13 protein-coding genes are annotated in these 18,408 nt (G+C 69.8%); 10 read left to right on the top strand and 3 right to left on the bottom strand.

Features of this window, described 5'->3' with window-relative positions; all coding sequences use genetic code 11:
• Positions 1–30: 30 nt before the first annotated feature.
• Positions 31–2,760 carry a transglycosylase domain-containing protein gene (locus ACGF1Z_RS22205; RefSeq protein WP_393006523.1) on the bottom strand — a complete coding sequence of 910 codons (2,730 nt, stop codon included), beginning with the start codon at positions 2,758–2,760 and terminating at the stop codon, positions 31–33.
• 406 nt (positions 2,761–3,166) lie between these two features.
• Between ACGF1Z_RS22205 and ACGF1Z_RS22200 the strand changes: the two genes are divergently transcribed.
• From ACGF1Z_RS22200 to ACGF1Z_RS22190, 3 genes are all read left to right on the top strand, one after another.
• Positions 3,167–3,847: a helix-turn-helix transcriptional regulator gene (locus tag ACGF1Z_RS22200; RefSeq protein ID WP_393006521.1), complete on the top strand. Its 681-nt coding sequence runs from the start codon at positions 3,167–3,169 to the stop codon at positions 3,845–3,847.
• A 46-nt stretch (positions 3,848–3,893) separates the two neighbouring features.
• Positions 3,894–4,976, top strand: coding sequence for an inositol-3-phosphate synthase (locus tag ACGF1Z_RS22195; RefSeq protein ID WP_393006519.1), 1,083 nt, complete (start codon positions 3,894–3,896; stop codon positions 4,974–4,976).
• 79 nt (positions 4,977–5,055) lie between these two features.
• Positions 5,056–6,339 carry an MFS transporter gene (locus tag ACGF1Z_RS22190; protein WP_393006517.1) on the top strand — a complete coding sequence of 428 codons (1,284 nt, stop codon included), beginning with the start codon at positions 5,056–5,058 and terminating at the stop codon, positions 6,337–6,339.
• 93 nt (positions 6,340–6,432) lie between these two features.
• On the opposite strand, the gene ACGF1Z_RS22185 is transcribed toward ACGF1Z_RS22190, so the two are convergent.
• Positions 6,433–7,878, bottom strand: a complete 1,446-nt coding sequence (locus ACGF1Z_RS22185; protein ID WP_393006515.1) for a CCA tRNA nucleotidyltransferase — start codon at positions 7,876–7,878, stop codon at positions 6,433–6,435.
• Positions 7,879–8,103: 225 nt separating this feature from the next.
• On the opposite strand from ACGF1Z_RS22185, the gene ACGF1Z_RS22180 reads away from it, so the two are divergent.
• The 7 genes from ACGF1Z_RS22180 to trxA all read left to right on the top strand — a co-directional run bounded on the left by ACGF1Z_RS22180 (position 8,104) and on the right by trxA (position 17,689).
• Complete coding sequence (locus tag ACGF1Z_RS22180) at positions 8,104–10,479, top strand: DUF6049 family protein (RefSeq protein WP_393006513.1); 2,376 nt, start codon at positions 8,104–8,106, stop codon at positions 10,477–10,479.
• 45 nt (positions 10,480–10,524) lie between these two features.
• Positions 10,525–12,753 carry a murein biosynthesis integral membrane protein MurJ gene (gene murJ / locus ACGF1Z_RS22175; RefSeq protein ID WP_393006511.1) on the top strand — a complete coding sequence of 743 codons (2,229 nt, stop codon included), beginning with the start codon at positions 10,525–10,527 and terminating at the stop codon, positions 12,751–12,753.
• Positions 12,754–12,881: 128 nt separating this feature from the next.
• Positions 12,882–14,594 (top strand): serine/threonine protein kinase, encoded by a 1,713-nt coding sequence (locus tag ACGF1Z_RS22170; protein WP_393006509.1) that lies wholly within the window; start codon positions 12,882–12,884, stop codon positions 14,592–14,594.
• 28 nt (positions 14,595–14,622) lie between these two features.
• Positions 14,623–15,327, top strand: coding sequence for an RNA polymerase sigma factor SigM (gene sigM, locus ACGF1Z_RS22165; RefSeq protein WP_393006507.1), 705 nt, complete (start codon positions 14,623–14,625; stop codon positions 15,325–15,327).
• The gene (locus ACGF1Z_RS22160) at positions 15,324–16,214 is read left to right on the top strand and encodes a hypothetical protein (protein WP_393006505.1); all 891 of its coding nucleotides are present in this window, start codon (positions 15,324–15,326) and stop codon (positions 16,212–16,214) included. The genes sigM and ACGF1Z_RS22160 overlap by 4 nt, the downstream gene beginning before the upstream one ends.
• 126 nt (positions 16,215–16,340) lie before the next feature.
• Positions 16,341–17,306, top strand: coding sequence for a thioredoxin-disulfide reductase (gene trxB, locus ACGF1Z_RS22155; protein WP_393006503.1), 966 nt, complete (start codon positions 16,341–16,343; stop codon positions 17,304–17,306).
• Positions 17,307–17,353: 47 nt separating this feature from the next.
• A complete protein-coding gene (gene trxA / locus ACGF1Z_RS22150) occupies positions 17,354–17,689 on the top strand; it encodes a thioredoxin (RefSeq protein ID WP_376627315.1) in 336 nt (111 codons plus the stop codon).
• 78 nt (positions 17,690–17,767) lie between these two features.
• On the opposite strand, the gene ACGF1Z_RS22145 is transcribed toward trxA, so the two are convergent.
• Positions 17,768–18,385 carry a GNAT family N-acetyltransferase gene (locus ACGF1Z_RS22145; RefSeq protein ID WP_393006501.1) on the bottom strand — a complete coding sequence of 206 codons (618 nt, stop codon included), beginning with the start codon at positions 18,383–18,385 and terminating at the stop codon, positions 17,768–17,770.
• Between the last annotated feature and the right edge of the window lie 23 nt (positions 18,386–18,408).

Genomic DNA, 18,408 nt, shown 5'->3' with positions numbered 1-18,408 from the left:
GCGGCCCTCGAAGGGTGCCGGGTGGCGGGGTCAGCCGTTCAGGCCCCAGGTCCCGCCGTTCGGTTTTCCGCCGGTGGTGGTGCCGGAGGTGGGGGTGTCCGTGGGGTCCGGTGGCGGTGTGGTGGTCGGGCCGCCGTTGGTACCGCCGTTGTCCTGGCCCTTGGTGGTGCCGCCGTTCGGGTCGCACGGCCAGTCCCAGACGCTGCAGGTCTTGCCCGGGTCCGGCGACTTGGTCGGCTTGTCCGTGGGCGCCTGCGTCGACGGCGTCGTGGAGGGCGTCTGGGACGGGGTCTCCGTCGGCGTCGGGGTCGGGCTGACCATGCCGCCGCCGTAGACGCCCTCGGCGTCGTCCAGGGGCTCGGGCGCCGGGAAGCTCTTCGGCTCGGTGCCCTTGAGCGCGTCCGTCATGTAGTCGTGCCAGATCCGCGACGGGAACGAATTACCGTGGATCTTCGGCTGGTCGCCGGTGCCGTACATGGACTCGAACTTGCGACCCTTGAGGGTCTCGTCGTCCGCGAAGCGGTACATGTCGATCGCGGTCGAGAGCTGCGGGGTGTAGCCGACGAACCAGGCCGAGTTGTTGCCGTCGGTCGTACCCGTCTTGCCGGCCGCCTCGCGGTCGTCCAGCGCGGCCTTCCTGCCGGTGCCGCCCTTGACGACGCTCTTGAGGACGTCGGTGACGTTGCTGGCGACGGCCGTGGAGAAGACCCGCTTGGGCTGGGCCTCGTGCTTGTACTTGACCTGGCCCTGCTTCAGGACCTTCTCGACCGAGTACACGTCGTTGCGCTCACCGTTGTTGGCGAAGGTCGCGTACGCGCCCGCCATGCGGATCGCGCTCGGGTTGGAGATACCGAGGGAGAACGACGGCACGTTGGCCTTGACCAGCGAGCCCTCCCGCAGACCGGCGTCGATGGCCGCCTGGCGGACCTTGTCGATGCCGACGTCCATGCCGAGCTGCACGTACGGCGAGTTCGCCGACTTCATCATGGCCGTGCGGAGGTTGATGTTCTTGTAGCTGGCGTGCTCGTCATTGGCCTGGTGCCACTCGTTGCCGTTCTCGTCGCGCCAGATCGAGCCGTCGTAGTTCTTGATCGTCAGATTGTTCTGACCGCTGTAGTAGCTCTTGTCCGGGTCGACGAGCGTACGGGTGGAGGCGTCCTGCTCCTTGCTCCCCTTCGGGTCGCGGACACCGTCGCGCATCGCCGCGGCCAGGACGAAGGGCTTGAACGTCGAGCCGACCTGGGCACCGGTCTCGTCGGCGTTGTTGGTGAAGTGCGTGGTGGCGTTGGCGCCGCCGTAGATCGCCACGATCGCGCCGGTCTCGGGGTTCACCGAGGCACCGCCGAACTGGACGTGCGTATCCGTCTTCGGGCGCTTCTTCGGGTCGATGTACTCCGCGTACACCGACTTCACGGCCTTCTCGAGGGCGTTGACCTTCTTCTTGTCGAAGGTCGTGTAGATCTCGTAGCCGCCGCGCGCGAGGTCCTTCTCGGTGATGCCCAGCTCGGTGTTGTTGAGGACGCTCTTCTGCGCCGTGCGCACCAGGTAGCCGATCTGACCGCCCAGCTGGGCGCCCTGGGTCCGCGTCTTCACCTTGGGGAACTCGGGGTACTTCGCGCGCTCGGCGGCCGGCAGGCTGCCGTCCTTGACCATCTCGTCGAGGATCCACGCCCAGCGCTTCTCGGCGCGCACGCGGTTCGCCTCCGGGGTGGCCGCCGGGTCGATGTCGACGCTGCCGGCCGGGTCGTAGTACGTCGCACCCTTCAGCAGCGAGGCCAGGAAGGCGCACTCGCTGGGGTTGAGGTTCGCGGCGTTCTTGCCGAAGTACGTGCGGGCCGCGGCCTGGATGCCGTAGGCGCCCCGGCCGTAGTACGAGGTGTTGAGGTAGCCCGCCATGATCTCGGGCTTGCCCTTCTCGTTGCCCACGCGCATCGAGATGAAGAGTTCCTTCACCTTGCGGGTCAGCGTCTGCGACTGGTCGTCGAGGCGGTTGTTCTTCACGTACTGCTGGGTGATGGTCGAGCCACCCTGGGTCTCGCCGCCCTTGGCCATGTTCCAGACGGCACGGCCGATACCCATGGGGTCGATGCCGGAGTCCGTCCAGAAGGTCTTGTTCTCCGCCGAGACCACGGCGTTCTGCATGGCCTTCGGGATCTGGTCGAACGAGACGATCTGGCGGTTGACCTCACCGCCGGTCGCGGCCATCTGCGTGCCGTCGGACCAGTAGAAGACGTTGTTCTGCTGCTTGGCACTGATGGCCTCGTCAGGGATGCCCACCATGGCGTACGCGATCGTCGCCGCGCCCATGAGGCCGCCGACGAAGGCCAGGAAGAGGCCCGTGGTGAGCTTCCACGAGGGCATCCAGCGACGCCAGCCGTACTTGCCGTACCGCGGGTAGTCGATCATCCGCTTCTTGCCGGGCGGACGTCCGCCGTCGTTACGACCCCGTCCGGGACCGCCACCACGGCCGCCGCCCCCTCCGCGACGGCCGCCGGGTCCACCGGGACCCCCGCCGCCCTCGGGTGCGCGCCGGCGTCCGCCGCGCTGGGCGGCGCGCCGGGCCTCGGCGCGGCCACCGTAGGGACGCTCCTCCCCCCCATAAGAGGAAGGCGGCCCGTACGAGGCCGAAGGAGACCCCGTGCTGACATCACGGTCCTGGGCCGGCCTGCGGCCCATCGGCTGCTGGGCGGCGCGCCGGGCCGCAGCACGACCGCCACTCGGCGGCTGCTGCTGCGGCATTTTGCGACGGTGCTCGCTCATCGAACGACTACTCCTCGGGCAGGCACACAGGCCTGGAAGCGGCAGTTGAGTTCCGGTCCCCCCGAAATGCACACGGCCGGACCTCGGAAAAGACCCCACCGTGCCGCAGCCGGTCACCCGCTTCACTGACGCCCTGCGGCATCGCTTGGTTCCCGGTGGTCTGCATGCCGCACAGACTACGCACGGCCAAAACCCGTCTAGGGCCGAACATCACCCCAAATCCGGCAAGTCGATCGCTGTGAATTGACGATGTGACACCGGTCACCCGGGTCCCACTTGTCGCATCACTCGGGCCGTTCTATCGTCGGGATGTATCGAGTCGATACATCAGCGCGGCACATCGGCTCGGCACAAGGGTTTTCCCCCTGGTCCGAGAGACGAGTCCCGAGAGCGGAGGAGGCGACAGATGAGCAGGCGCTCCGGAATTCTCGAGTTCGCCGTTCTCGGTCTGCTCCGCGAGGCCCCCATGCACGGGTACGAGCTGCGCAAGCGGCTCAACACCTCCCTGGGGATATTCCGGGCCTTCAGCTACGGGACGCTCTATCCCTGCCTCAAGACGCTGGTCGCCAACGGCTGGTTGATCGAGGAGCCGGGGAGCGCCCCCGAAGAGGCCGTGGCCGCTTCACTCGCAGGACGCCGCGCCAAGATCGTCTACCGGTTGACGGCCGAAGGTAAGGAGCACTTCGAGGAGCTCCTCTCCCACACCGGCCCCGACGCCTGGGAGGACGAGCACTTCGCCGCCCGCTTCGCCTTCTTCGGCCAGACCGAGCGCGACGTGCGGATGCGAGTGCTCGAGGGCCGCCGCAGCCGGCTGGAGGAGCGCCTGGAGAAGATGCGCGCCTCTCTGGTCCGGACGCGTGAGCGCCTCGACGACTACACGCTTGAGCTGCAGCGCCACGGAATGGAGTCCGTGGAGCGCGAAGTGCGCTGGCTGAACGAGCTCATCGAGAGCGAGCGGGCGGGGCGGGATCAGCGATCCGGCCCCGAGGACGCCGCTCAGCAGCACAGAGAATCTGGAGAAACGGGCGGCCTGCCCCGGCACGGGGGCAGTACCCGGCCGGATCCGTCCGACGACACCGCACAGTGAAACCCTGCCTCGCAGGGCTTCCACGATCACACAGGGAGCAACCGGAATGGGTTCGGTTCGCGTAGCCATCGTCGGCGTGGGCAACTGCGCCGCCTCGCTGGTACAGGGCGTCGAGTACTACAAGGACGCCGATCCGGCGGCCAAGGTGCCCGGCCTGATGCACGTCCAGTTCGGCGACTACCACGTCGGCGACGTGGAGTTCGTGGCCGCGTTCGACGTCGACGCGAAGAAGGTCGGCCTCGACCTGTCGGACGCCATCGGCGCCAGCGAGAACAACACCATCAAGATCTGCGACGTCCCCCACAAGGGCGTCACGGTTCAGCGTGGTCACACCCTCGACGGTCTCGGCAAGTACTACCGCATGACCATCGAGGAGTCCGCCGAGGCCCCGGTCGATGTCGTCCAGGTCCTCAAGGACCAGCAGGTCGACGTGCTCGTCTGCTACCTGCCCGTGGGCTCCGAGGACGCGGCGAAGTTCTACGCCCAGTGCGCCATCGACGCCAAGGTCGCCTTCGTCAACGCCCTCCCGGTCTTCATCGCCGGCACCAAGGAGTGGGCGGACAAGTTCACCGAGGCCGGTGTCCCGATCGTCGGCGACGACATCAAGTCCCAGGTCGGCGCCACCATCACGCACCGCGTGATGGCCAAGCTGTTCGAGGACCGCGGTGTCCGTCTTGAGCGCACCATGCAGCTCAACGTCGGCGGCAACATGGACTTCAAGAACATGCTCGAGCGCGACCGCCTCGAGTCCAAGAAGATCTCCAAGACGCAGGCCGTCACCTCCCAGATCCCCGACCGGGAGCTGGGCGAGAAGAACGTCCACATCGGCCCCTCGGACTACGTGGCCTGGCTGGACGACCGCAAGTGGGCGTACGTGCGCCTTGAGGGCCGCGCCTTCGGTGACGTTCCGCTGAACCTGGAGTACAAGCTCGAGGTGTGGGACTCGCCGAACTCCGCGGGTGTCATCATCGACGCCCTGCGCGCGGCGAAGATCGCCAAGGACCGCGGCATCGGCGGCCCGATCCTCTCCGCCTCCTCGTACTTCATGAAGTCCCCGCCGGTCCAGTACTTCGACGACGAGGCCTTCGCCAACGTCGAGAAGTTCATCAAGGGCGAGGTCGAGCGCTGACCTGACGGTCCAGCGGCTCGATGAGAAGGGTCCCCGTGGCACTGCCCGGGGGCCCTTCTCGTATGTGAGTCTTGCTGCCATGTCCGTCGTGCGTGATCTGCGCATCCTCCTGCGCCTGCGCAACTTCCGCCGCCTGCTCGCCGTCCGGCTGCTCTCCCAGTGCGCCGACGGCGTCTACCAGGTGGCCCTGGCCACGTACGTCGTCTTCTCGCCCGAGAAGGAGACCAGCCCCACCGCCATCGCCTCCGCGATGGCCGTCCTGCTGCTCCCGTACTCCCTCGTCGGGCCCTTCGCCGGTGTCCTGCTGGACCGATGGCGCCGCCGCCAGGTCTTCCTCTACGGAAACCTGCTGCGTGCCCTGCTCGCCGCCGGGACGGCGGTGCTCATGCTCGCCTCGGTACCCGACTGGCTCTTCTACGGCTCCGCCCTCTCCGTCACGGCCGTCAACCGCTTCGTCCTGGCAGGCCTCTCGGCCGCTCTTCCGCGCGTGGTCGACGACGAACGGCTGGTCATCGCCAACTCCCTCTCGCCGACCGCCGGCACCCTCGCCGCGACGCTCGGCGGCGGGCTCGCCTTCGGTGTACGCCTGATCGCCGACGACTCCGACGCCGCAGTCGTCCTGCTCGGCGCCGTCCTCTACCTCTGCTCCGCGCTCGCCGCGCTGCGGATGTCCCGTGAGCTCCTCGGACCGGATCCCGACCAGGTCCAGCCGCGACTCGCCGCCGCCCTGGCCTCCACCGCACGGGGCCTGGTCGGCGGTCTGCGGCATCTCGCCCAGCGGCGGCCGGCCGCCCGGGCGCTCGCCGCGGTCACCGTGATGCGCTTCTGCTACGGGGCACTGTTCGTCACCGTGCTCATGCTCTCGCGCTACGCCTGGGGCACCACCCAGGCGGAGGGCCTCGCCGTGCTCGGGCTCGCGGTCGCCGCCTCCGGGGCCGGATTCTTCGCCGCGGCGGTGCTCTCCCCCTGGGCGGTCGGAAAGCTCGGGCCCTTCGGCTGGATGACCCTGTGCACGGCTTCCGCCGCGCTGCTCACCCCCGCGCTGGGGCTCACCTTCGCCCGGACGCCCTTCCTCGTGGCCGCCTTCGTCCTGGGGCTGACCACTCAGGGCGCGAAGATCGCGACAGACACCGTCGTCCAGACCTCGGTGGACGACGCCTACCGCGGTCGGGTCTTCTCCCTCTACGACGTGCTCTTCAACGTCGCCTTCGTGGGAGCGGCCGGCGTCGCGGCCCTGATGCTCCCGCCGGACGGACGGTCCCCCGCCCTCGTGGTGCTGGTGTCCGCGCTCTACGCGTCCCTCGCGCTCTTCCTGCTCCACGTCGTCCGAGCCGACAGGGTGCGCGCCAACGGCAAGGGGTGATGTTTCACGTGAAACACCACCCCTGGCGGAACGCGCTCGCGGCCGTTCCACGGTCGATGTTTCACGTGAAACATCGACTGTGGAACATCGACATCAGGCGCTCTGGTTCGCCCACCACTCCTTGAGCGCGGCGACGGCGTCGTCGTGGCCCATCGGCCCGTTCTCCAGTCGCAGCTCCAGCAGGAACTTGTACGCCTGGCCGACCGCAGGCCCGGGACGGATGCCCAGGATCTCCTGGATCTGGTTGCCGTCCAGGTCCGGACGGATCGAGTCCAGCTCCTCCTGCTCCTGCAGCTGCGCGATGCGCTCTTCCAGCCCGTCGTAGGCACGGGAGAGCGCGGCGGCCTTGCGCTTGTTGCGCGTGGTGCAGTCGGAGCGGGTCAGCTTGTGGAGCCGGGAGAGCAGCGGACCCGCGTCCCGCACATAGCGCCGGACGGCCGAGTCGGTCCACTCACCGGTGCCGTAGCCGTGGAAGCGAAGGTGCAGCTCCACGAGACGCGAGACGTCCCGGACCATCTCGTTGGAGTACTTGAGCGCCGTCATGCGCTTCTTCGTCATCTTCGCGCCGACCACCTCGTGGTGGTGGAAGGAGACCCGGCCGTCCTTCTCGAAACGGCGGGTGCGCGGCTTGCCGATGTCGTGGAGCAGGGCCGCGAGACGCAGCACCAGGTCCGGGCCGTTCTCCTCCAGGTCGATGGCCTGGTCGAGGACGGTCAGGGAGTGCTCGTAGACGTCCTTGTGCCGGTGGTGCTCGTCGTTCTCCAGGCGCAGCGCCGGCAGCTCCGGCAGCACATGGGCCGCGAGACCCGTGTCGGCGAGCAGCCCGAGGCCCTTGCGAGGGTGGGCGGAGAGCAGGAGCTTGTTGAACTCCTCGCGGACGCGCTCGGCGGAGACGATCTCCAGCCGGTCGCACATCTCCGTCATCGCCGTGACGACCTCGGGAGCGACCTCGAAGTCCAGCTGCGCGGCGAAGCGCGCGGCGCGCATCATGCGCAGCGGATCGTCCGAGAAGGACTCCTCCGGCGTGCCCGGGGTGCGGAGCACCCGCTCGGCCAGGTCATCGAGACCGCCGTGCGGGTCGATGAACTCCTTCTCCGGGAGCGCCACGGCCATCGCGTTGACGGTGAAGTCACGGCGGACCAGGTCCTCCTCGATGGAGTCGCCGTAGGAGACCTCGGGCTTGCGCGAGGTGCGGTCGTACGCCTCCGAGCGGTAGGTGGTGACCTCCACCTGGTAGCCGTCCTTCTGGCAGCCGACCGTGCCGAAGGCGATCCCGACCTCCCAGACGGCCTCGGCCCAGGGACGGACGATCTTCAGAACGTCCTCGGGGCGGGCGTCGGTGGTGAAGTCCAGGTCGTTGCCGAGACGGCCGAGGAGGGCGTCGCGTACCGAGCCTCCGACCAGCGCGAGGCTGAACCCGGCGGCCTTGAAGCGGCGGGCGAGGTCGTCGGCGACTGGGGACACACGCAGCAGTTCACTGACCGCGCGGCGTTGCACCTGGCTCAGTGCAGTCGGGGTGTCTTCGTTGGCGTTCGGCACAACAGAAAAGGGTACGTGCCCCGGCTCACCGCGACGTCCCCGTTTTCCCACGGGCCACGCACGTGACCCCGGTCTCTTCCGGTCCGCCTCGGCGGACCCGGCCGCCATCAGCTGGAGCAGTCCCCGGCACTTGGCCGCCGCGTGCCTCGTTACCATGCCTGGACACAGCAACCGGGAACCACTGACACCACTGACACCACTGACAACGACGAGGACGGGCGACGCGTGGCCGAGGCGGCAGCTATTCAGGGGACCGTGCCCTCACCTGCCCGCCGCTGGTTGCGGCGTACGGCCTCCCTCGCCGTCGCTGTTCCGCTGCTGGCGGGGCTCTTTCAGGGTGTGACCGCCCCCACTGCCGAGGCCGCCGAGAAGGCGAAGGGGTCGGGGTCGGTGGAGGTGTCTCTCGACACACTGGCGCCGAGTGCCCCGGTGGAGAGCGACACGCTGACCATCACGGGAACGGTCACCAACGAGGGCAGGCAGGCGGTGACCGACGCCACGGTCGACCTCCGGGTCGGCCCGCGGATGACCAGCCGCAGCGAGATCGAGGACATCGGCCGCAGCGGCGCCTACCGTGACGGCCGCGACCCGTCCCCGCTCGGCAAGCCCTTCAGCGTCCCCATCCCCAGGCTGGGCTCGGGACTGAGCAAGGACTTCACGCTCCGCGTCCCCGTCTCCAAGCTGGGGCTGGACGACGAAGGCGTCTACCAGCTCGGGGTCTCCCTCACGGGCCGGACCGCGAGCCAGCCCTACGACCGTGTCCTCGGCATCGAACGGACCTTCCTGCCGTACGAGCCCGAGGAAACCGAGAAGAAGACCCAGCTCTCGTACATCTGGCCGCTGATCTCCACGACCCACGTCTCCGCCGAGACGGGCGCCGACCAGCAGCAGACCCCGGTCTTCGAGAACGACGACCTGGCCACGGACCTCGCCCCCGGCGGCCGGCTCCACGAGATGGTCGCGCTCGGCAAGGACCTCCCGGTCACCTGGCTGATCGACCCGGACCTGCTCGCCGGCGTCGACGCCATGACCGGGCCGTACATGGTCAAGAGCGGCGCGACCGAGGTGCCGGGCAGGAACCAGGCGATCGCCGAGCGCTGGCTGGACGCCCTGGAGAAGGCCGTACAGGGCCACAAAGTGGTCGCCCTGCCCTTCGCCGACCCCGACCTGGCCTCCCTCGCCCACCACGGCAAGGAGGTGCCCGGCTCCCTCAGCCACCTCCAGCAGGCGACCGCGCTGGCCGCGTCCACCGTCGAGACCGTGCTCCACGTCAAGCCGTCCACCGACTTCTCCTGGCCCGTCGACGGCGCCGTGGACCCGTCCGTCATGGCCGTCGCCACCTCCGCCGGCGCACGCAACGTGATCGCCCGCAGCGACAGCTTCCGCGACGACCTGTCGTACACGCCGACCTCGGCCCGCCCCATCGCCGGCGGCACCACCGCGATCGTCAGCGACGCCGTCCTGTCCAAGGCCTTCCAGGGCGACCTGATCCGGGCCGAGAACTCCACCCTGGCCGTCCAGGCCTTCCTCGCGCAGTCCCTCGCGACCACTCTGGAGATGCCGGAGAAGCAGCGCAGCGTCGTGGTCGCCCCGCAGCGCATGCCCACCATCGCCCAGGCACACAGCATGGCCGCGGGACTGCGGGGCCTGGCCGCGGGCCGCTGGACGCAGCCGCAGGACCTGCTGGCCGCGGCGGTGGCCCAGCCGGACCCGGACGCGTCGCAGCGGGTGCCGGGCAGCAGCTCGTACCCGAGGAAGCTGCGCGCCCAGGAGCTGTCGCCCGCGGCCTTCCGCCAGATGAAGGACACCGGGGACGAGCTGGACGACTTCAAGGTGATCCTGAGCGCCCCGGACCGAGTGGTGCCGCCCTTCACCAACGCGATCAGCCGTGAGATGTCGACCTCGTGGCGTGGCGAGGCCCCGTCGGCCGCGCTGTACCGCCAGGAGGTCCTGGTCTACCTGCGCAACCTCACGAAGGAGGTGCAGCTGATCGAGAAGTCGGACCTCACCCTGTCCGGCCGCAGCGCCACCATCCCCGTGACCGTGCAGAACAAGCTGCTGCAGGGCGTGGACCACCTCGTGCTGCGGCTGACCTCCGGCAACAGGACCCGTCTGCAGTTCGACGGCGAGGCCTTCGCCGAGCAGCCGGTGAAGGTCGGCGGAGGCCACAGCCAGTCGGTGAAGTTCCCCGCCTCGGCCAACGCCAACGGACCGGTCCCGATGACGGCCCAGCTCTTCACCGAGGACGGCACGCCCTACGGTGCCCCGATGAGGTTCACCGTGAAGGTCTCCGAGATCACCCCCACGGTGATGCTCGTGATCGCCGGCGGTGTGCTCCTGCTCGTCCTGGCCGGCATCCGGATGTACAGCCAGCGCAAGCGCGCCGCCGCCCGGAACGCGGCGGCGGAGGCCGAGAGCACGGCGACGGAAGGCGAGGCCGGCCCCGAGGGCGACACCGACGCGGAAAGCGACGCGGAGGTCACGAGCGGGGACGAGCCGGACGAGACCCGGACGGAATCCGTGCAGCCGAGTGACCCGACACCGGACACCGGGTCCGAAAGCGGCGACCCGTCCGGCCCGGGTGAGAAAGTGGACCGTTGAGCGATGTCGTGGCCGGTCGGCCGGGGACGATGAGGTGGGGTAACCATGAACGCGCCGTACGACGGTGACCGCGGCCAGGGCGCGGGCGGCACCCAGCCGTCCGGTGGCACGCCCGCGGCCCCGGCACCCGGCCCCGCGCCGGTGCCGCCGCATCAGCAGGCCGCTCCTGACCCGTACGCACCGGATCCGCAGAATCCGTACGCCCAGGACCCCTACGCCCAGGACCCCTACGTCCAGGACGCCTACGCCCACGACCCCTACCAGGCGCGGGACCTGTCCGCCCAGGACCCGGTGGACGAGGCGCTCTACGACCGCGCCGCGCACCCGCCGCCCCCGCCGGGCACCTACGCGGAGCCGCAGCCGCTCTACCAGCAGCCGAGCGTGCCCCCGCACGCCCCGGACCCCCGCGTCTGGGCGCAGACGCCGGCTCCCGAGCCCGACGGCCCGTCCCGCCATCTGCCCTACGGCGACGACGCCCGCACGGTCCAGTTCACCGGTGTCGACGACCTCGTGACCCGGGCGGGGGAGGAGCAGCCGGCGACGGACGCGTTCGCCCACCTCTACCGGGACCAGCAGGCGTCCGGCCAGGTGCCCCCGCCGTCCCCGGAGCCCGACCCCATGCCCGCGCCCGCCCCGAAGAAGGCCGGCCGGGCCTCAGGTCTGCTCAGGTCGAGCGCCGTGATGGCGGCAGGCACCCTGGTCTCCCGCCTCACCGGCTTCGTCCGCAGCCTCGTGATCACCGGTGCCCTCGGCGCCGCGCTGCTCGGTGACACCTTCACCGTGGCCTACACGCTGCCGACGATGATCTACATCCTCACCGTCGGCGGCGGCCTCAACTCGGTCTTCGTGCCGCAGCTGGTCCGCTCGATGAAGAACGACGAGGACGGCGGCGAGGCGTACGCCAACCGGCTGCTCACCCTCGTCATGGTCGCGCTCGGCGCGATCGTCGCCGTGGCCGTGTTCGCCGCCCCGCTGCTGATCCGGCTGATGTCGAACACCATCGCGGACGACGCGGCGGCCAACAGCGTCGCCGTCACCTTCGCCCGCTACTGCCTGCCCACCATCTTCTTCATGGGTGTGCACGTGGTGATGGGTCAGATCCTCAACGCTCGGGGCAAGTTCGGCGCGATGATGTGGACCCCGGTCCTCAACAACATCGTGATGATCTCCACCTTCGGCCTGTTCATCTGGGTCTACGGCACGTCCGCCGAATCCCACATGGGCGTCACGACCATCCCCGACGAGGGCGTCCGGCTGCTCGGCATCGGCACCCTGCTCGGCCTGGCCGTCCAGGCCCTGGCGATGATCCCCTACCTGCGGGAGACCGGCTTCCGCTTCCGGCCCCGCTTCGACTGGAAGGGCCACGGGCTCGGCAAGACCGTCAAGCTGGCCAAGTGGACCGTCCTGTTCGTGCTCGCCAACCAGGCGGGTGTCCTGGTCGTCACCCAGCTCGCCACCGCGGCCGGTGAGGAGTCCGGGAAGAACGGTGCCGGCTTCCTCGCCTACTCCAACGCCCAGCTGATCTGGGGCATGCCGCAGGCCATCATCACGGTCTCCGTCATGGCCGCTCTGCTGCCGCGCATCTCCCGCGCCGCCTCCGACGACGACCCGGGTGCCGTGCGCGACGACATCTCGCAGGGGCTGCGCAACTCGGCCGTGGCGATCGTCCCGGTCTCGTTCATGTTCCTGGCGCTCGGTGTCCCGATGTGCACCCTGCTCTACGCCTCCAGCGGTGTCGAGGCCGCCCAGGGCATGGGCTTCATCCTGATGGCCTTCGGCCTCGGTCTGATCCCCTACTCCGTGCAGTACGTCGTGCTCCGAGGCTTCTACGCCTACGAGGACACCCGCACGCCCTTCTACAACACCGTCATCGTCGCCGCGGTCAACGCGGCCGCCTCCGCGGTCTGTTACGTGCTGCTGCCGGCCCAGTGGGCGGTGGTCGGCATGGCCGGGTCCTACGGTCTGGCCTACGCGGTCGGTGTCGGCGTCGCCTGGCGCCGGCTGCGCAACCGTCTGGGCGGCGACCTCGACGGCGCCCATGTGATGCGCACCTACGCCCGCTTGTGTCTGGCTTCGCTGCCCGCCGCGATCGTGTCCGGAGCCGTCGGGTTCGCCCTCCTGAAGCTGCTCGGGGAGGGCGCCCTGGGGTCGCTCGTCGCCCTCGTCGTCGGTGGGGCGGTGCTTCTGGGAGTCTTCTTCGTCGCGGCGAAGCGCATGCGGATCGCGGAGCTCAACTCCATGGTGGGTATGGTCCGCGGACGCCTGGGACGCTAGTCGGAACACGGCTCGCGGGCTTCGCACAACCATCGGCTGCCACCGCGTGTCGTGCATAGCGCCGGACTGTGGGCACAATTGGCATGGCTGTTGGATGTGGCGCAACGGATGGGGAGGCAGGAACGACGGTGGCGGAACGTAGCACGGCTGCCGTCGACGTGGCCGACAACAGCGGTGACGACCCGCTGACCGCAAAGGCGGACACGGCCGCGACCGACGGGGTGGCGGAAGCGCAGAAGAAGGCGGCCCCGGCCGCCGAGGCCACGGAGAGCAAGGCGGTCGAACGACAGAACGGCGAACAACCCTCCATCACGGCACCCGAGCTGCACAGCGGCCACAAGCTGGCGAGGCGGTACCGGCTGGAGGAGTGCGTCACCCGTCTGGACGGATTCAGCAGTTGGCGTGCCGTGGACGAGAAGCTGCGGCGGGCCGTCGGGGTGCACATCCTGCCGGCCGACCACGCCCGCGCCCGCTCCGTGCTGGCCGCCGCGCGCTCCGCGGCGCTCCTCGGGGACCCGCGGTTCGTGCAGGTCCTCGACGCCGTCGAGGAGAACGATCTCGTCTACGTGGTGCACGAGTGGCTGCCCGACTCCACGGAGCTGACCGCGCTGCTCGCGGCCGGGCCCATGGAGCCGCACGACGCCTACCAGCTCGTCACCCAGGTCTCCGGGGCCATGGCTGCCGCCCACCGTGAGGGGCTCTCGCACCTCCGGCTCACGCCGAGCGCGGTGCTGCGCAGCTCCACCGGTCAGTACCGCATCCGCGGCCTCGCCGTGAACGCCGCCCTGCGCGGCATCAGCGCCGAGCGTCCGCAGCGTACGGACACCGAGGCGATCGGTGCCCTGCTCTACGCGGCCCTCACCCAGCGCTGGCCGTACGAGAACGACGCCTACGGCCTCTCCGGCCTTCCCAAGGGGGTCGGGCTCCTTCCCCCCGACCAGGTACGTGCGGGCGTCCACCGGGGCCTCTCGGAGATCGCCATGCGGGCCCTGGCGAACGACGGGGCCACGGCCTCGCGCCAGGAGCCGCCCTGCACCACCCCGGACGAGCTGGCCAAGGCGGTCGCGGCGATGCCGCGCATCCGCCCGCCGGAGCCGGAGTTCCCGCTGCCCGCGCCGCCGGAGTACCAGCGCACCACGTACCAGCAGGGCACGTACGGGCGTCCCCAGCCGCACCCCGCGGCGACCCAGCAGATCCTGACTCCGCCGCCCCCGCTGCAGAGTCGCACGGGCAAGGCGCTGAAGTGGGCCGTCTCCGCCCTGCTGATCGCGGCCCTGGGCCTCGGGAGCTGGCAGATCGCGGACCGGCTCCTGAACCAGAGCAAGTCGAACGAGACCCCGCCGACCCAGCAGCTGCCGCAGGACGAGGACAACAAGGAGCCGAAGGCGGACGGGAAGCCGGTCGCGATCGAGGACGCGCGCGACTTCGATCCGCAGGGCGCCGACGGCGGCGAGAACCCCCAGGACATAAAGAACGCCTACGACAACGACCCGAGCACGTCGTGGACGACGAGCAGCTACAAGGGGTACTCGAAGTTCGGCAACCTGAAGGACGGGGTCGGGATCATCCTCGACCTGGGCAAGGCCCAGCAGGTCTCCAAGGTCGAGGTCTCGTTCAACGGCGTCACGTCGGTCGAGTTGCGGACGACTCCGGAGAACTTCTCCTCGCAGCCGAGCAGGCTGGGCGACTTCACCCAGCAGACCGCGGGTAAGGGAACCCAAGTGGATCTCGTTCCCGGCAAGCCGCTGACGACGCGCTACGTTCTCGTCTGGCTGACGGATCTGCCCTCGGGCGGAGACGGCTACCGGGGCGAGATCTCCAACATCAAGATCACCAGCTGATCTCACACCCGGGGGGAGGGGCTCACCGTTGGACGACGCCACAGGCGACAAGCGCAGCGACCAGGAACTGCTGGCCTGCCACGTGGCCGGCGATCCGGACGCCTTCGGTGAGCTCGTCCGGCGCCACAGAGACCGGCTGTGGGCGGTCGCCCTGCGGACGCTGGGCGACCGCGAGGAGGCCGCTGACGCGGTCCAGGACGCCCTCGTGTCGGCGTTCCGGGCCGCCCATACCTTCCGGGGCCAGTCGGCCGTCACGACCTGGCTGCACCGCATCACGGTGAACGCCTGCCTCGACCGCGCTCGCAAGGCCGCCTCGCGCAAGACCTCGCCGATGGACGACACCGCCCGGTTCGAGCAGCTCCTCGAACCGGCCGAGTCGGCCGAGGCTCCCGCCGAGCGCCAGGACCTTCACCGCCAGCTCCTGAGAGCCCTCGCCACGCTCCCGGCGGAGCAGCGAGCGGCCCTCGTCCTCGTCGACATGCAGGGGTACCCCGTCGCCGAGGCCGCTCGTATCCTCGATGTCCCCCCCGGAACGGTGAAGAGCCGCTGTGCGCGCGGGCGGGCCCGGCTCCTGCCGATGGTCGCTCATCTGCGCGATGACACGGTGGGTAGCGAAGGACCCGACCAGGGAAGGAACCGGACGCCGGGGACATCCGTCCCAGTGGTGCCGGGACCGACGGATACCGGATCGAGTAATCCAGCTGCTGTGAAGGGCGGAGGTGGGCGCACGTGACTTCCACGGCCGACAGGACTCAGCACCCGGACGTCTCGGAGATCTCCGACCTCACCGAGGGGCTGCTCTCGCCGTCCCGGAGCGCGACCGTGCGCCAGCATCTCGACGTCTGCCCCCTGTGCGCTGATGTACGCACCTCCCTGGAGGAGATCCGGGGACTGTTGGGCACCCTCCCCGGACCGGCTCGGATGCCCGCCGAGATCGCCGGGCGGATCGACGCCGCACTCGCCGCCGAAGCCCTGCTGAACGCCACCGCGCCGGAGACGGACGCGCGTGTTTCACGTGAAACGTCTCCGCGCCGCGCCACGCCCTCGGCCGCTCCCGCTGCCGACCGGCCCGCCGGTCGCCCGGCCGCCGCCACAGGCCCGGGACGCCCCCGCAGGTCGCGCCGACGGCTCGCTGCTCTCGGCGCCACGTTCGGAGCCCTGGGGCTGGGTCTCTTCCTCGTTCAATCCGGCGGCCTTGATGGCGGCGCCGGCGCCGACAAGAAGTCCGACGTGGCCGCCGCCAAGGCCGACGCCCGGTTCGACGGCCGCCCCGTCGACTCCACCGTGCAGGCCCTCCTGGGCCAGAACCGCACCTTCCAGGCCCCTCAGGACCGGAAGGGCACTCCCGCGCCTCTCACCGCCGAGAGCGGCGGAGACGGGCAGGAGCGGGTCGCGGGTGGCACCCTTCCCGCCTGCGTGCAGGCCGGCACCGGACGGGCCGACGCCGCGATCGCCTTCCAGCAGGGTGACTACCAGGGAACGCCCGCCTATCTGGTCGTCCTCCCCGACACCACGGACGGCACCCGGGTCGAGGCTTATGTGCTCGACGCCGCCTGTGCCTCCGGCGACGGGAGCGGCAAGGCCGAGGTCCTGCTCCAGGAGTCCCTCCCGCGCTCCTGACTCGCCACGCGGACGGCGGCGGTCTCGGGAATGCTCGCCCCGTAGGATCGGTTGGGTGGGGTGAGAGTGACCGACCCGATCACCCCCGTAGGCAGTAGGCAGTCTGCAGAGACGAGGAAGAAACCCGTGAGCGACGTCCGTAACGTGATCATCATCGGCTCCGGGCCCGCGGGTTACACCGCTGCGCTCTACACGGCCCGCGCGTCGCTGAAGCCGCTCGTCTTCGAGGGTGCCGTCACCGCTGGTGGCGCCCTGATGAACACGACCGAGGTGGAGAACTTCCCCGGCTTCCGTGACGGCATCATGGGCCCGGACCTCATGGACAACATGCGGGCCCAGGCCGAGCGCTTCGGCGCCGAGCTCGTGCCGGACGACATCGTCGCCGTGGACCTCACGGGCGAGATCAAGACGGTCACGGACACCGCCGGAAACGTGTACCGCGCCAAGGCGGTCATCGTCACCACCGGCTCCCAGCACCGCAAGCTCGGCCTGCCGAACGAGGACACCCTCTCCGGCCGCGGTGTCTCCTGGTGCGCCACCTGCGACGGCTTCTTCTTCCGGGACCAGGACATCGCCGTCGTCGGCGGCGGCGACACCGCGATGGAGGAGGCGACGTTCCTCTCGCGCTTCGCCAAGTCGGTCACCATCGTCCACCGCCGTGACTCGCTGCGCGCCTCCAAGGCGATGCAGGAGCGCGCCTTCGCGGACCCGAAGATCAAGTTCGCCTGGGACAGCGAGGTCGCCGAGATCCACGGAGAGCAGAAGCTCACCGGTCTGACCCTGCGCAACACCAAGACCGGCGAGACCAGCGAGCTCCCGGCGACCGGCCTCTTCATCGCCGTGGGCCACGACCCGCGGACGGAGCTCTTCAAGGGGCAGCTGGACCTGGACGCGGAGGGCTACCTCAAGGTCGACGCCCCGTCGACGCGCACCAACCTCACGGGTGTCTTCGGCGCCGGCGACGTCGTCGACCACACCTACCGCCAGGCGATCACCGCCGCCGGCACCGGCTGCTCCGCCGCGCTCGACGCCGAGCGTTTCCTGGCCGCCCTCGCCGACAGCGAGAAGCTCGCCGAGACCCCTGCGGTCTGACCCCTACGCATCCCCCACCCCACACCCCGCGAATCAAGGAGGCCGCCGTGGCCGGCGCCACTGTTACCGCTACTGACGCTGACTTCGAGGAGAAGGTCCTCAAGAGCGAGAAGCCCGTTCTCGTGGACTTCTGGGCCGAGTGGTGCGGCCCGTGCCGCCAGATCGCCCCGTCGCTGGAGGCCATCGCCTCCGAGCACCCCGAGATCACCATCGTGAAGCTCAACATCGACGAGAACCCGGGCACGGCCGCCAAGTACGGCGTCATGTCCATCCCGACCCTGAACGTCTACCAGGGCGGCGAGGTCGTGAAGACCATCGTCGGTGCCAAGCCGAAGGCCGCGCTCCTGCGCGACCTGGAGGGCTTCGTCGAGGCCAAGGCCTGACGTTCTCGCTGTTTCACGTGAAACACCAGCGGCCCGTCCCTGATGAGGGGGCGGGCCGCTGGCGTCTGTCGGAAGGCGTCAGAGGGGCCGCAGCGCGGGCTCCTTCTGTACGGCGCCCAGGAGCCGGTCGAGAGCCAACTCGACGTCCTCCTTCCACGAGAGCGTCGTCCTCAGCTCCAGCCGTAGCCGGGGGAAGGCCGGATGCTGCCGGACGGTCTTGAATCCCACGGCCAGCAGATGCTCGGCGGGCAGCACACACGCCGGCTCCTTCCAGCGGGCGTCGCCGAAGGCCTCGATCGCCTTGAACCCCCGCCGCAGCAGATCCTTCGCCACCGTCTGCACCATGACCCGGCCCAGCCCCTGCCCCTGGTACCCGGGCATGATCCAGGCCGTCATCAACTGCACCGCGTCCGCGGCGACCGGACTTGTGGGGAAGGCGGTGGAGCGGGGCACATAGGCCGGAGGTGCGTACAGCACGAAGCCGACCGGCACCTCGTCGACGTAGACCACCCGGCCGCAGGACCCCCATTCGAGGAGCACGGCGGAGATCCACGCCTCCTTCTCCAGCTCCGGGCGCCCGGCCTTCACAGCGGCCTCACCGCTGACCGGATCCAGCTCCCAGAACACACAGGAGCGGCACCGCTTGGGGATATCCGGAAGGTTGTCCAGCGTGAGCGGTACGAGCCGACGCCCCACGGCTGCTCCTCGCTTCCCTCGGC

Origin of the sequence: Streptomyces sp. NPDC048018 (assembly GCF_043202995.1) — a bacterium.
Classification (GTDB): Bacteria; Actinomycetota; Actinomycetes; order Streptomycetales; family Streptomycetaceae; genus Streptomyces.
The sequence above is the reverse complement of the archived record's forward strand: the minus strand, read 5'-3'. Positions and strand labels throughout refer to the sequence as shown.